At 72.5% G+C, this 13,201-nt stretch carries 13 protein-coding genes; 6 read left to right on the top strand and 7 right to left on the bottom strand.

Going from position 1 to position 13,201, the window contains the following annotated elements:
* Nucleotides 1-157: 157 nt before the first annotated feature.
* Nucleotides 158-313, bottom strand: a complete 156-nt coding sequence (locus tag HDR73_RS04800; protein WP_158309437.1) for a hypothetical protein — start codon at nucleotides 311-313, stop codon at nucleotides 158-160.
* A gap of 54 nt (nucleotides 314-367) precedes the next feature.
* Here HDR73_RS04800 and HDR73_RS04795 point away from each other — a divergent pair, with 54 nt between their 5' ends.
* Nucleotides 368-1,036, top strand: coding sequence for a hypothetical protein (locus HDR73_RS04795; protein ID WP_158309436.1), 669 nt, complete (start codon nucleotides 368-370; stop codon nucleotides 1,034-1,036).
* Nucleotides 1,037-1,337: 301 nt separating this feature from the next.
* Here HDR73_RS04795 and HDR73_RS04790 read toward each other — a convergent pair whose 3' ends face one another.
* Nucleotides 1,338-3,473: a DEAD/DEAH box helicase gene (locus HDR73_RS04790; protein ID WP_041464446.1), complete on the bottom strand. Its 2,136-nt coding sequence runs from the start codon at nucleotides 3,471-3,473 to the stop codon at nucleotides 1,338-1,340.
* Between the two features lie 295 nt (nucleotides 3,474-3,768).
* Here HDR73_RS04790 and HDR73_RS04785 point away from each other — a divergent pair, with 295 nt between their 5' ends.
* The gene (locus HDR73_RS04785) at nucleotides 3,769-4,917 is read left to right on the top strand and encodes a glutathione S-transferase family protein (RefSeq protein ID WP_041464445.1); all 1,149 of its coding nucleotides are present in this window, start codon (nucleotides 3,769-3,771) and stop codon (nucleotides 4,915-4,917) included.
* A complete protein-coding gene (locus HDR73_RS04780) occupies nucleotides 4,917-5,708 on the top strand; it encodes an alpha/beta hydrolase (RefSeq protein ID WP_012298494.1) in 792 nt (263 codons plus the stop codon). The genes HDR73_RS04785 and HDR73_RS04780 overlap by 1 nt, the downstream gene beginning before the upstream one ends.
* Here the strand turns inward: HDR73_RS04780 and HDR73_RS04775 are convergent.
* Nucleotides 5,671-6,045: a DUF6804 family protein gene (locus tag HDR73_RS04775; RefSeq protein ID WP_012298493.1), complete on the bottom strand. Its 375-nt coding sequence runs from the start codon at nucleotides 6,043-6,045 to the stop codon at nucleotides 5,671-5,673. The two genes, HDR73_RS04780 and HDR73_RS04775, sit on opposite strands and share 38 nt — an antisense overlap.
* An 88-nt stretch (nucleotides 6,046-6,133) precedes the next feature.
* On the opposite strand from HDR73_RS04775, the gene HDR73_RS04770 reads away from it, so the two are divergent.
* The gene (locus tag HDR73_RS04770) at nucleotides 6,134-7,174 is read left to right on the top strand and encodes a zinc-dependent alcohol dehydrogenase family protein (protein ID WP_041464444.1); all 1,041 of its coding nucleotides are present in this window, start codon (nucleotides 6,134-6,136) and stop codon (nucleotides 7,172-7,174) included.
* Between the two features lie 15 nt (nucleotides 7,175-7,189).
* On the opposite strand, the gene HDR73_RS04765 is transcribed toward HDR73_RS04770, so the two are convergent.
* The gene (locus tag HDR73_RS04765) at nucleotides 7,190-7,507 is read right to left on the bottom strand and encodes a putative quinol monooxygenase (protein WP_012298491.1); all 318 of its coding nucleotides are present in this window, start codon (nucleotides 7,505-7,507) and stop codon (nucleotides 7,190-7,192) included.
* 62 nt (nucleotides 7,508-7,569) lie between these two features.
* Nucleotides 7,570-9,324, bottom strand: a complete 1,755-nt coding sequence (locus HDR73_RS04760; protein ID WP_012298490.1) for a pyruvate dehydrogenase — start codon at nucleotides 9,322-9,324, stop codon at nucleotides 7,570-7,572.
* Between the two features lie 107 nt (nucleotides 9,325-9,431).
* On the opposite strand from HDR73_RS04760, the gene HDR73_RS04755 reads away from it, so the two are divergent.
* Together HDR73_RS04755 and HDR73_RS04750 are read left to right on the top strand one after the other, a co-directional pair.
* Entirely contained in the window at nucleotides 9,432-10,157 is a 726-nt protein-coding gene (locus HDR73_RS04755; RefSeq protein WP_012298489.1) for a DUF1684 domain-containing protein, read from the top strand.
* 55 nt (nucleotides 10,158-10,212) lie between these two features.
* Nucleotides 10,213-10,914: a haloacid dehalogenase type II gene (locus HDR73_RS04750; RefSeq protein WP_012298488.1), complete on the top strand. Its 702-nt coding sequence runs from the start codon at nucleotides 10,213-10,215 to the stop codon at nucleotides 10,912-10,914.
* An 18-nt stretch (nucleotides 10,915-10,932) separates the two neighbouring features.
* Here HDR73_RS04750 and HDR73_RS04745 read toward each other — a convergent pair whose 3' ends face one another.
* Nucleotides 10,933-13,074 carry a S9 family peptidase gene (locus HDR73_RS04745; RefSeq protein ID WP_041464443.1) on the bottom strand — a complete coding sequence of 714 codons (2,142 nt, stop codon included), beginning with the start codon at nucleotides 13,072-13,074 and terminating at the stop codon, nucleotides 10,933-10,935.
* Between the two features lie 9 nt (nucleotides 13,075-13,083).
* Nucleotides 13,084-13,201 (bottom strand): integrase core domain-containing protein (locus tag HDR73_RS04740; RefSeq protein ID WP_287136274.1); only part of this gene is annotated, 118 nt, incomplete at its 5' end.

The raw sequence follows: 13,201 nt of genomic DNA, 5'->3' as shown, positions 1-13,201 counted from the left end.
TGATGCTGCCATCGACCCGGTCCAGTACCTCGAAGAACTCCCGCCGCAACTCACCCGAAACCACGATCCCCGCAACCCCCTGAACTCAGGGTGTTGCGGGGACCACGAGAATCCGCCGCAGGTCGCGGGGGCGTCGTCATGTCGTGCGTCGAGCGGGTCAGCCCGCCGCCAGCGCCTCCTCGAGGAGGTGCGAGAGCGCGTCGAGCTGGACGGAGGTGGATCCGGACTCGTCAAAGTCCTCGCCGTCGAGCGCGCGCGCCGCGAGGCCCGCCTTGCTGTCGATGAGCTCGGCGATCACTGACCGACCTAGCACTTCCTCTCCTACCGCTGGCGGACCCTGCGGACAAGTCGTGCTCGACAGCCACTCATGGAGGATGGTGACCTTCACCACAACCAGCTAAGAGGAAAAATGAAAAAACAATTACTGACACAGGTGGCCGCAGTCGCGGTGCTAGCCATGTCGTCCTTTGCAGTAACACCATCCGTTTACGCGGAACCGTCAGCCAGCCGCACTCCCTCTAAAGTGCAGGCGAGCATGAGCCACTCGAATTCAGCGCAAACCACTCACGCGTCCATTCTCCGCGACTCGGCTGAGCGTCGTGAGCTCGCGAGCGATCTTACGCGCGGCCCAGCAGACCGCACCACCGCTACTACGCCGTACGGACAGCGTGTGACCTACCACCTCTCCGGCCACGCGCTTATCTCCTTCACCTATACACCCAATGGAGACGCCTTAGTCGACCCAGGCTCGGAAGGTGGCCCAGGCGAATCGTTGGTGGGAGTCGGCGCTGACCCGTTCCCCTACATCAGCCTCGACTCCAGCGAACAGGCCGCCGGGGCCGTGGGCGCGGCGCGGACCATTGCGCTTGCCGTGTGCGCGGCGGTCGGGCCGGAAACCGCAGGAGTAGGGTGCGGCATCGGCGCCGGACTTGGCGCGACGGTCATCGGTATTCTGACTGCTCATGGCATCTGCCCGGGTGGGCAAAATCTCCGCATCTACCTCGCTACGCTTGCCGCACAGTGTCGCCATTACTGAATCAGAAAACCGTCAAAGTTCACGGCGCACCCGCGCCTTCACGTCATCGAGCATCGTGGTCGCCTTTTTTCTCTTCTCGCAGCTGGTTGTCGTGCCTCTTGTGGGAGGGACGACGATTTCCTCGCACGCGATCCCTGCGACCATAGGAGCGATAATGCTCTTCGGCGCGACATATCTTGTCTCCGTAAAATTGTCGGGACGACTTCATCGTCGACGCGACTAATAGGAGTTCCATGCGACGATGCCCGGGCTACCTCGAGTTGAGATAGCCCGGGCATCGTCGTGTAGAGCCGGTCTGAGGTCAGCCCGCCGCCAGCGCCTCCTCGAGGAGGTGCGACAGGGCGTCGAGCTGGACGGACGTGGATCCGGCCTCGTCGAAGTCCTCGCCGTCGAGCGCGCGCGCCGCGAGGCCCGCCTTGCCGTCGATGAGCTCGGCGAGCTTCGCGTCGATGGTCTGCGCCGCGATGATCCGCCACGCGGTGACGGGCTCCTCCTGGCCGATGCGGTGCACGCGGTCGATGGCCTGCGTCTCCTCGGCGCTCGTCCAGCTGAGCTCCGCAAGCACGACGTTCGACGCGGCCTGCAGGTTGAGCCCGACGCCCGCCGCGGTGAGCGAGCACACCACGACCTTCACCTCGGGGTCGTTCTGGAAGGAGTCGATCGCGTTCTGGCGCGCGGCCGGCGACTGGTCGCCGCGGATGGACACGCTCTTCAGCTCGCGCTTCGCGAACGTGGCCTCGGCCTGGTCCATCACGTCGACGTGCTTCGCGAAGAACACGACCTTGCCCACGGAGCGGGCGAGCTGCGCAGCGTAGTCGGCCGCGAGCACGGCCTTGGCCTGACCGATGCGGCGGACCATGGTGAACACGTTCTCGCCGGTCTTCTGCGCCTTGGCCTCGTCGAGCTCGGACTGCGCGACGAGCCGCACGAGGCTCGCGCGCTCGGACGCCGGTCCGTCCATGACGTCGGCGACGGTGGTGCCGCGCGCGCCGACGAGCGCCGTGAAGCGCTTGACGAGGCGGGCGGCGAGCTCGCGCTCGGCCTGGCGGATGGAGCGGCCCAGGTCGTCGTCGAGCTCGACCGGGAGATCCGCGATGCGCTTGGACGGCAGGTCGGTGGCCACGTCGATCTTGCGGCGGCGCACGATGCCGAGGTCGATGACCGCGCGACGCGCCTCGGCGAAGAAGCCGGGATCGGCCGGCGTGAGGCCCGCCTCCTCCAGCTCCCCCATGAGGCGCGACGTGGGCTTGTCGCCGTCGATCCAGCCGAGGAACTGCCAGATGGCGCGGAAGTCGTCGATGTCGTTGATGAGCGGCGTGCCCGTCAGCGCCATGAGCAGCGGGTTCGACTGGCGCTGGCGGATGCTCTCGGCGAGCGCGAGCACGAACTTGGAGCGCTGCGACTGCAGGTTCTTGATGAAGTGCGCCTCGTCGACGACCATGCCGCGGAAGCCGAGCGTGCGCAGCCAGCCGATGTGCCGGTCGAGCACCTCGTAGTTGACGATGACCACGTCGGCGAAGGCGTCGAGGCCGAGGCCGTCGCCGTGGATCACCGTGGCGCGGCGGTGCGGCGTCCACCGCTCGACCTCGCGCTTCCAGTTCATCTTCACGACGTTCGGCACGACGACGAGCAGCGGGTACGCGTCGGCGACGGACGCCGCGAGCAGCGCCTGCGCGGTCTTGCCGAGGCCCGGCTCGTCGGCGAGCAGGAACTCGCGGTGGCCGAGGCGCACGCTCTCGAGGAAGCGCGCCTGGTGGCGCATGAGCTCGAGGCCGTGCGGCGAGAGGCGGTCGATGCGGGGGCTCTCGGGCAGATCCATGCTCGCGATGCCGCCGCCGGCGCCGTACTCGAACGACTTGAACAGCGGGCCGAGCAGCTCCCAGTTCGCGAGCCTCCGGGTGGGCGGCGCGGCGGGCGCGGGCCGGTCGAGGTCGGGCTCGAGGAACGGGTTCGCGAGCACGCGGGCCTTGACGGACGGCGGCACCACCTGGCGCTCGACGAGCTTGGCGAGGGCGGGATCCTCGGGCTCGGGCTCCGGCTCCTCCTCCACGACCATCTCCACGCCGCCGTCGAAGAGCATGTGCTTGCGCATGGCGCGGGCGGTCTCGGAGAGCTTGGCGTCGGGATCCAGCAGCGGCAGCACCGAGGTGTCCCGCGCGGCCGTGCGGGCCAGGATGCTCGCGATGCCGTCGAGGCGCTTCAGGGTCTCGGCGCGCTCGGGGTCGCTGAGCGGGGTGGCCGGGTCCTTCGCGTGCGTGCGCTCCTCGCGCATCAGCACGGCGATGACCTGGAACTTCGTGCGGTTGACGGGCTTGAGCTTGCCGCGCTGGGCGGCCTGCTCGATCTCGCGCACGGCGCGGGCCAGCACGGGGATGAGCCCCTCGTTGTCGATCGTGCGCGTGCGGGCGGAGGACCGCCGCTGGCCGGTGCGAGCCATGCAACTCCTTGTTCACTGCCGGGGCCAGGCGCTGCCTGCGCTCCCGGATCGGAAGGACGTGAGCCCGTCGCGCACGGTGACGCGTGCGGTCGGACGGTGGCGAGGGGACCTGCCTCGAGCAACCGGGGTTCCGGGTCGGGGGGTGGGATGTGGGTCCGCCGCCTGCACCCGGCCGCCTCGGGGAGGACGGGCACACGGAGAGTTTAGGGCACGCGGGAGCCGGTGCGCGCCGGTGTGCGCGGTGCGGCTCGGCCCGGCCCGGTCGCCGCGGACGGCCCCGGCCTAGGGTGGATGCATGACGGATCAGGCGACACCCGCAGCCAGCAACGAGGCGGGCGCTCCCGGCCGCTACGTGGAAGAGGGTGAGTTCACCCGCGACACGAACTACATCGAGGACCGGATCCTCCGCGACGGCTCGCAGGGCTGGCCCGTCGAGGCCGGCCGCTACCGCCTCGTCGCGGCGCGCGCGTGCCCGTGGGCGAACCGCTCGGTCATCGTCCGACGCCTCCTCGGCCTCGAGGACGCCATCTCCCTCGGCCTCCCCGGCCCTACGCACGACGCCCGCAGCTGGACCTTCGACCTCGACCCCGCCGGCCGTGACCCGGTCCTCGGCACCGAGCGCCTGCAGGAGTCGTTCTTCGCGCGCTTCCCCGACTACCCGCGCGGGATCACCGTGCCGGCGCTCGTCGACATCCCCTCCGGTCAGGTGGTCACCAACGACTACCCGCAGATCACGCTCGACCTCTCCACCGAGTGGACCGAGCACCACCGCGAGGGCGCCCCCGACCTCTACCCCGTTCCCCTGCGAGCGGAGATCGACGAGGTGGCCGACCTCGTCTTCCGCGACGTGAACAACGGCGTCTACCGCTGCGGGTTCGCGGGATCGCAGGAGGCCTACGAGAAGGCCTACGACCGCCTCTTCGGCCGGCTCGACTGGCTGAGCGACCGGCTCGCCACGCAGCGCTACCTCGTGGGCGACACCATCACCGAGGCCGACGTGCGCCTCTTCACCACGCTCGCCCGCTTCGACGCCGTCTACCACGGGCACTTCAAGTGCAACCGGCAGAAGCTCGACGAGATGCCCGTGCTGTGGGCGTACGCGCGCGACCTGTTCCAGACTCCCGGCTTCGGCGACACCATCGACTTCGTGCAGATCAAGCAGCACTACTACCTGACGCACACCGACATCAACCCGACGCGCGTCGTGCCGGTAGGCCCCGAGACGTGGGGCTGGCTCGAGCCGCACGGGCGCGAGGAGCTGGGCGGCCGCCCGTTCGGCGACGGCACGCCTCCCGGCCCGGTCCGCGAGGGCGAGCGCGTGCCCGAGGGCCACGGCGCGGTCCCGCGCGGCGAGCGCGAGACGCGGCCCTCCGAGGCGCGGGCATCGGTCTCCGGGACGCCCGTGCCCGGGACGGCCGACGCCGGATCCGCAGGTCCCGCCTGATGGCCGGGCGCACCGCTCCCGGCACGCTCACCCGCCGTCGCCGGATCCTCGGCATCGCCATCCGGCACGTCCCGGCCGTCGCGCGCTCGCTCCGCGGCACCCCGGCGGCGGGCACGCGCGTCGTCCGCTTCGCCGCCGGCCAGCAGGGCGTCCCGCTCGAGGTCGCCGTGTGGACGCCGCCCGGCCACGACCGCTCGGCGACCGGATCCCCCGTGCTCGTCGTCCTCGCGCGGCACGACGGCGACTGGCTGCCCTCGACGCTCGCGAAGGACCTCCGCGCGGTGGTCGTGACCATGGCGCCGGACGACGACGCGCAGGCGCTCGGCGGGCTGTCGTGGATCGCGTCGCACGCGGCCGGCTGGAACGGCACGCCGGAGCGGCTCGGGATCCTGGGCGACGGCGAGGGCGCCGATCGCGCGCTCCGCATCACGGCGCTCGCCCGCGACGCGGACGGTCCCGCCGTGCTGCGGCTCGTGCTCGTGAGCCCGTCCGGCGACGTGCCGAGCGTCGGATCCGCCGACCACCAGGGCCACGGCCTCGACCGGCTGCCCGACGCGCTCGTGCACGTGGGCGCCGCGGATCCGCGCCTGGACCACGTCGTCGAGGGCGTCGCGGCGCTGAAGGCGGCGGGGATGAAGGCGCGGCTCGTGCGGATCCCCCGCGCCGACCAGGGCTGGCTCGCCTACCCGGCGGCCGACCCGGCGCTCGCACGCCGGTCGCTCGACGAGATCGTCGCCTACCTGCGGCGGGGCCTCACCGAGGAGCGCGCGTTCGGGGTCGGCCCGGCGTAGGGGCGTCGTCCACGGGCACCTTCACGAGGATGCCCGCGGCGATGAACACGATCGCGGCGACGTACTGCAGCGACTGCCACGTGACAGCCTCGACCGGGATCACGGCGACCGGGTTCCACATCACGGCGACGGCCGCGAGCAGCGCGGCGCTCCACCAGCTGCGGGCGCGCACCGAGAACACGATCATGATGAGCGCGAAGATCGCGACCGCGAAGCGCACGACCGTGAACAGCTCGCCGTCGATCACCGCGAAGCCGGCCAGCAGCACGATGGCGCCCAGGAGCCCGGGCGCGAGCGAGGGACGGGTGAACGCGGGGGCGGCGGGGGTGCGGGTCACCGGGCCAGTCTGCCAGCGCGCGCCGGGTGCGGGCCGTGGCTCGGATAGCGTGGACGAGCCCGACCCGCCCCGACCCCGAGGAGCCCCCATGCGCGCCGTCGTCTACGAGAGGTTCGGCGAGACGCCCGTCGTCCGCGAGCTGCCGGATCCCGTGCCGTCCGCCGGCGGCGTCGTCGTGCGCGTCGAGGCGACGGGCGTCTGCCGCAGCGACGCGCACGGCTGGCTCGGCCATGACGACGGCATCGAGCTCCCGCAGGTGCCGGGGCACGAGCTGGTCGGGCGGATCCACCAGGTCGGACCCGAGGTGACGCGCTTCCACGTGGGCGACCGCGTCACCGTCCCGTTCGTCTGCGCGTGCGGCCGCTGCGCCGAGTGCCGCGCCGGGAACGGCCAGGTGTGCCGGGACCAGACGCAGCCGGGCTTCACGCACTGGGGGTCGTTCGCCGAGCTCGTCGCGCTGCACGACGCCGACGTGAACCTCATCCCCGTGCCCGACGAGCTCGACGCGGGCGCCGCCGCCCTCCTCGGCTGCCGCTTCGCCACCGCCTTCCGCGGGCTGGTGCACCGCGCCAGGATCCGGCGCGGCGAGCACCTCCTCGTCATCGGCTGCGGCGGCGTCGGCCTCAGCGCGGTGATGATCGGCGTCGCCGTGGGCGCGGAGGTCATCGCGGTCGACGTGGATCCCGCGGCCCTCGCGCGCGCGTCGGAGCTCGGTGCCGAGTACACGATCGACTCCTCGGACCTCTCGGAGCTCGACGTCCTCGACGCGATCCACGCGGTCTCGCCCGACGGCGTGCAGGTGTCGGTCGAGGCGCTCGGCCGCGAGTCCACGCTGCGGATCAGCGTGCTCGCGCTCGCGCCGACCGGCCGGCAGGTGCAGATCGGCCTGTTCGCGACCGAGCCGACCGTGCCCGTGCCGTTCGTCATCAGCCAGGAGCTGAGCATGCACGGCAGCCACGGCATGCCCGCGCACGACTACGCCGAGCTGATGGCCATGGTCGCCTCGGGCGCGCTGAAGCCCGAGCTGCTCATCGAGCACCGCATCACGCTCGACGAGGCTCCGGCCGCGCTCGAGGCGCTCGCGTCGGGCGACCGCTCGGCGGGGATCACGCTGGTCGAGGTCGGCTGAGCGGAGCGCGGGCCGCTACAGCGCGCCCTGCAGCTCCGAGCCGGCCGGGATGGGCGTGAGCCGGGTGACGACGGCGGGCCCCGTGATGAGGCCGGCGAGCGACGCGCCCATGCGCGCCACCGCCTCGCCCGCGCCGTGCGCGTCGAGGTCCTCCTCGGACGACCACTTCTCGAGCATCACGATGGTGCCGTCGGGGGCGTCGTGGATCGCGTAGACCTCGCAGCCCTCCTCCTCGTGCACCTCGGCGATGCCGCGGGACAGGGCGGCGACCGCCTCGTCGTGCTTGCCCTCGACGGGCGTGAAGACGGCGGTGACGACGACGGGCTGGGACATGGGATCTCCTCGGTTCGGTGTGGGACGGTTCGGGGTAGGACGGGACGCGTGCGCGGGATCGCTCACGGCCGCGGGATGTTCCGCAGGTTCGAGCGGGCGAGCTTCACGGCCTCGCCGACGCCGCCGTTCATCACGATCTTCGACATCGAGAGCGCGAAGCCCTTCACCTGCGCGGCCGTGATCTCCGGCGGGATGGAGAGCGCCATCGGGTCGGTGACGAGGTCGACGAGCGCGGGCCCGTCGTGCGCGAACGCCGCTTCGAGCGCGCCGCGGATGTCGGCCGGGTCCTCGACGCGCTGGGAGTGGATCCCGAGCGCGGCCGCCACCGCGGCGTAGTCGACCATGGGCACGTCGACGCCGAAGTCCGGGATCCCGTCGACGAGCATCTCGACCTTCACGAGCCCGAGCGTCGAGTTGTTGAAGACGACGACCTTGACGGGCAGCTGGTACGCCGCGACCGTCACGAGCTCCCCCATGAGCATCGAGAGCCCGCCGTCGCCCGAGACCGACACGACCTGGCGCTCCGGGTACGCGATCTGCGCGCCGATCGCCATCGGCAGCGCGTTGGCCATGGATCCGTGCACGAGCGACCCGAGCATTCGCCGGCGCCCGTTCGGGGTGATGTAGCGCGCCGTCCACACGTTGCACATGCCGGTGTCGCTCAGGAAGACGGCATCGTCGCTCGCGACCTCGTCGAGGATGCTGGCCGCGTACTCGGGGTGGATCGGCGTCAGCTTCTCCGCCTTCGTCGTGTACGCGCCGACGACCTGCTCGACCTTCTTGTCCTGCTCCTTGAGCAGCTTGTCGAGGAACCGGCGGTCCGTCTTCCGCTCGACCAGCGGCAGCACGGCGCGGATCGTGGAGAGGGCGTCGCCGTGGATCGCGATGTCGACGTCGGTGCGGCGGCCGAGGCGCTCGGGCGCGATGTCGATCTGCGCGGTCCGCACCTCCTTGCCCGGCAGGAACTGGTCGTAGGGGAAGTCGGTGCCGATGAGGATCAGCAGGTCGGCGCCCGCGATGCCTGCGGCCGCGGCGCCGTAGCCGATGAGGCCGGTCATGCCGACGTCGAACGGGTTGTCGTGCTGGATGACGTCCTTGCCGCGCAGCGAGTGGCCGACGGGCGCGGCGATCTTGTCGGCGAGCTCCATGAGCTCGGCGTGCGCGGATCCCGCGCCGCGGCCCGCGAAGATCGCGACGCTCCCCGCCTCGTCGATGGCGGCGGCGAGCGCGCGCACGTCCTCCTCGGCCGGGACGATCGCCGGTCGCCGCGGGACCGAGAAGACCGGCGCCTCGCCCTCCGCCTCGAACTCCGCCACGTCGCCGGGCAGCGTGATGACGCTGACGCCGCCGAGCGCGAGGGAGTGCCGCATCGCCTGGTCGACGACGCGCGGCGCCTGCACCGCGGTCGAGATCATCTCCGTGTAGTGCGAGCACTCGACGAAGAGGCGGTCGGGGTGGGTCTCCTGGAAGTAGCCGGACCCGATCTGGTTCGTCGTGATGTGGCTCGCGATCGCGAGCACGGGCGCGCCCGAGCGGTGCGCGTCGTACAGGCCGTTGATGAGGTGCAGGTGGCCCGGCCCGCAGGATCCGGCGCACACGGCGAGCTTCCCCGTGAGCTGCGCCTCGGCGGATGCGGCGAACGCGCCCGCCTCCTCGTTCCGCACGTGGATCCAGTCGATGCCGCCCTTGCGGCTCCCGCCCGTGCGCCGCACCGCGTCCACGACCGGGTTGAGGCTATCGCCCACCACCCCGTAGATGCGACTGACCCCCGCCGCGAGGAGCTGGGAGATGAGCTGATCGGCGACCGTGCGTGCCATGGTGCGTCCTTCCGTCGGTGCCTCCAGTCAATACCCGCCGCCTCCGCGCGACCTCCGCGCGACGCGCCCTCCGGGAATGCGACCGCGCCAGGCGCGTTGACCATCAGGTGACCGACACGACGACCGATCCCGCCCGACCCGCCGACCCCGACGCCCTCGCCGCATACGACGCCTGGCACCGCGCCCGTCTCGCCGCCGTGACGAGCCCCTTCGGCAGCCTCGCGCTCATCCAGACGACGTGGCTCGAGCCCGGCCGGGAGGTCAGCGACCTCGAGGCGCTCGACGGCCAGCCCGACACCGTGCAGCTCACGCGGATCGAGCGCACCTCGCTCGACACCGGCGAGCCCGAGTACGGCTACCGGCTCTGGGACTCGGCGAGCCCGAAGAACCGCGCGTTCGAGGACATCGAGGTCTACCCGTACGCGCCCGAGTGGATCCTCGAGGGCCGCTTCGAGCGCGTCGACGACGACCGCGTGATCCCCTTCGAGCACATCGCCGACGCCGGTCGCACGCGCGAGCTGCCCGTGCCCGGCGACATCGTCGTGGAGATCGAGGGGTCCGAGGTGCGCCTCAGCGCCTTCGCCGACGGCGACCGCCTCCAGCTCGTCTTCGCGGACGCCACCACCGGCCGCGAGAGCTACGCGCCCAGCCGCTTCCTCTTCCTCCCCCGCCCCGACGGCGACGGGCCCGTGACCCTCGACTTCACGCGCGCCGTCGTCCCGCCCTGCGGCTTCTCCGACTGGATGAACTGCCCGCTCCCGCCCGCCGGCAACCGGCTGACCGCGGCCGTCCGGGCGGGCGAGCGCCAGGTGGTCTACCGCGACGAGGCCTGAGCCGCGGCTGCGCCGGGCCGGGGTTCCCGCGCCCTCGCCTGGTTGACTGCGATCCATGGACAGGACACCCCTTTTTCCGGACCGCGTCGACGCCGTCGTCTTCGACGTCATCGGCACGCTCGTCGACGAGGACGCGACCTGGGCGCGCGTGGCCGACGAGATCGCCGCCGAGGCAGGGCTGGCCTCCGCGACGGAACTCCGGCGGCGGCGGGAGGGGAACCTCGACGCGCGGATGTCCGCCGTCGTCAGGGGTGACGCCCCGTGGCAGCCGCATGCCGAGCTCATGGGCGCGGCGGCGGTCGAGGCGGTCGCCGGGCTCGGCGGGGACCCCACCCCGGGGATCCGCGCGCGAGCCGCACGTTCCGACCGCGAGCACCGCGCGTGGCCCGACGTCCCAGAGGCGACGGCCGCGCTCCGTCGAGAGCGTCTCGTCGCCGGTCTCAGCAACGGGGACCTCGCCGCGCTCGCCCGACTGGCGCACGCGGAGGCGATCGCGTGGGACGCCATCCTCTCCAGCGGATCCGTCCGCACCTTCAAGCCCGCGCCCGCCGCCTACCGGCACGCCATCGACGCGCTCGACCTGGATCCCGCGCGCACCCTGTTCCTCGCCGCCCACCCGTGGGACCTGCGCGCGGCCTCCGCGCACGGCTTCCGCACGGCGTACGTCGCGCGCCCGGGCGCCGAGCGCCCCGGAGCCGGCGACCTCGTGGACCTGGAGGTCGCCGACCTCGGCGAGCTGGTCCGGGCGCTCGCCTGAGCGACCGGACCGCCGCCGCTAGCCGAGCGCCTCGGGCCGCACCCAGTCCTTCCCGTGCACGTGCTGGTCGAGGAACGCGAGCACCGTCCGGTACCAGACCACCGACTGCTGGGGCTTCAGGATCCAGTGGTTCTCGTCCGGGAAGATCAGGAACCGGTGCGGCGTCGTGCCGTCGTCGGAGGCGTGGTGCTCGGCGAGCTCCGACCAGAGGCGCAGGCTCTCGCCCACGGGCACGCGGTAGTCGCGGTCGCTGTGGATCACGAGCATGGGCGTCACGATGTCGCGCACCGAGTGGTGCGGCGAGTTCCGGTCGAGCCCTTGCGCCGAGAAGATGCTCTGCCAGTACTGCGACGAGTCGGTGGTCGGCCCGAACTGGTCGAGCGCCCACAGGCTCGCGTGGCTGACGATCGCGCGGAAGCGATCGGTGTGGCCCGCGACCCAGTTGGCCATGTAGCCGCCGAACGAGCCGCCCATCGCAGCCGTCCGGGTCTCGTCGACGTCGTCGCGCGCCTCGACGGCGTCCGTGATCGACATGAGGTCGGTGAAGGGCGCCTCGCCCCACGCGTCCCAGCCGCGCGCGATGAAGTCGAGGCCGTAGCCGGTGCTGAGCGCGGGATCCGGGAGCAGCACCGCGTAGCCGCGCGCCACCATCACCTGCGGGGTCCAGCGCCAGCTCCAGGCGTTCCAGCTGTTGAGCGGTCCGCCGTGGATCCAGAGCAGCAGCGGCGCGGGCGCCTCGGCCGACGCGCCGTCCGGCAGCATCAGCCAGCCGCGCACGCGGGCGCCGTCGGCGGCCGTCGTCTCGACCTCGGTCATGGTGCCGGTCGTCGCGGGAACGGGCGCCGGCGTCGCGAGCTCCGTCACGGATCCGTCGGCGGCCGACACGCGCACGGGGTGCGCGGGCGCCATCCACGAGGAGCGCAGGGCGACCACGTCGCCCGTCCCGGGGTCGACCTGCACGTCCGTGTAGGTGTGGTCGTCGGTCATGAGCTGCGTGACGGCGTCGTCGAGGCCGATGCGGAACACGGGTCCGCGCCCGTCCTGGTCGGCCGTGACGACGAGTCCCTGCGAGTCCGCGTCGAACCGCAGCGACGACGGCCAGCGGTCCCACCCGGCGGCGACGCGGCGGGCGCCGGATCCGTCGAGGGCCGACACCCAGATCTCCTGCTGCGTGGGCGCGGCGGGCGTGGCCCGGTCGGTGCGCATGTAGGCGAGGAGGGCGCCGTCCGGGCTGATGGCGGGCATCTCGAGGTCGACGCCGGGCACGTCGAGGAGCGTGGTCCGCTCGCCGGTCGCGACGTCGATCGACACGAGCGCCTGCCGGTCGCCGCGGCGCTCCTTCACGCCGACCGCGACGACGAGCGTGCGGCCGTCCGGCGAGATGGCGGCGGCCGCGTGGTCGAGCGTGCGGCCGGGCCGCGGCGTGAGGTCCCGCGGACGCGGCAGCGAGGCCGGGTACGGCTGGGCGTTGGCGGCGGGCGCGGCTGCTGCGGATCCGCCGTCCTCGGTGGCGGCCTCGGCGGCGAGCGCGGTGGCCGCGTCCGCCGTCGTGGGACGCGCGGGCTCCTCGACGAGCGCGTCGGCGAGGTCGAGCGCGAGCAGGTGCGGCTCGTCGGGGCCGAGGTCGTGGTCCCAGTAGCGCACGGGGTAGCTCTCGTGCAGGATCGCGTTGACCTTCAGATCCGACCGCTTCTTCCGCTCCACGGCGTCGGCCTCGAGCGAGCCGGACCCGGGCAGCAGCGGCGCCCGCAGGATCAGCGTGGCCGCGTCGCGCGCGACGGCCGCGATGCCGTCCACCCCGCCGGCGAGCCGGGTGAGCGCGCGGGCCTCGCCGCCGTCGGCCGGGAGGATCCACAGCTGCGCGGCGTCCTTCTCCTCGGCGTCGTCGGCGTCGGGCCGGGACGAGACGAACAGGAGGTCGCCGGATGCCGTGAAGGCCGCGCCCGCCTCGCTCTTCGCCGAGCGGGTGAGGCGCCGCGGCACGCCGCCGCCCGACGCGGGCACGGCCCAGAGGGCGTGGCGGTAGCCGGTCCGCGCGGCGTCGAGGGTCGTGACGGTGAGCACGGCGCGGCGTCCGTCGGGGGAGAGCACGAGGCCGCCGAGGCGCGGCATGGCGATGAACTCGTCGAGCTCGGAGAAGGGGGTGCGGGTGTCGGACATGCTCCCACGCTAGGTGTAGTTCCCAGTGAGGTTGTGAACGCGTTCGGCGGGCGTGAGTCCGCCGATGCCGGTGTGGGGGCGGTGGTGGTTGTAGTGATGCAGCCAGGCGTCGTAGGTCGCGGCGCGG

Origin of the sequence: Clavibacter sp. (genome assembly GCF_014802555.1) — a bacterium.
GTDB lineage: Bacteria > Actinomycetota > Actinomycetes > Actinomycetales > Microbacteriaceae > Clavibacter > Clavibacter sepedonicus.
Note: the sequence above shows the minus strand (reverse complement) of the source record. Positions and strands in the feature narration are given on the sequence as shown.

Coding starts and splice junctions, on each gene's coding strand:
- HDR73_RS04795 (WP_158309436.1), top strand. CDS start 368: ATGGAGGATGGTGACCTTCACCACAACCAGCTAAGAGGAAAAATGAAA.
- HDR73_RS04790 (WP_041464446.1), bottom strand. CDS start 3,473: ATGGCTCGCACCGGCCAGCGGCGGTCCTCCGCCCGCACGCGCACGATC.
- HDR73_RS04785 (WP_041464445.1), top strand. CDS start 3,769: ATGACGGATCAGGCGACACCCGCAGCCAGCAACGAGGCGGGCGCTCCC.
- HDR73_RS04780 (WP_012298494.1), top strand. CDS start 4,917: ATGGCCGGGCGCACCGCTCCCGGCACGCTCACCCGCCGTCGCCGGATC.
- HDR73_RS04770 (WP_041464444.1), top strand. CDS start 6,134: ATGCGCGCCGTCGTCTACGAGAGGTTCGGCGAGACGCCCGTCGTCCGC.
- HDR73_RS04765 (WP_012298491.1), bottom strand. CDS start 7,507: ATGTCCCAGCCCGTCGTCGTCACCGCCGTCTTCACGCCCGTCGAGGGC.
- HDR73_RS04760 (WP_012298490.1), bottom strand. CDS start 9,324: ATGGCACGCACGGTCGCCGATCAGCTCATCTCCCAGCTCCTCGCGGCG.
- HDR73_RS04750 (WP_012298488.1), top strand. CDS start 10,213: ATGGACAGGACACCCCTTTTTCCGGACCGCGTCGACGCCGTCGTCTTC.
- HDR73_RS04745 (WP_041464443.1), bottom strand. CDS start 13,074: ATGTCCGACACCCGCACCCCCTTCTCCGAGCTCGACGAGTTCATCGCC.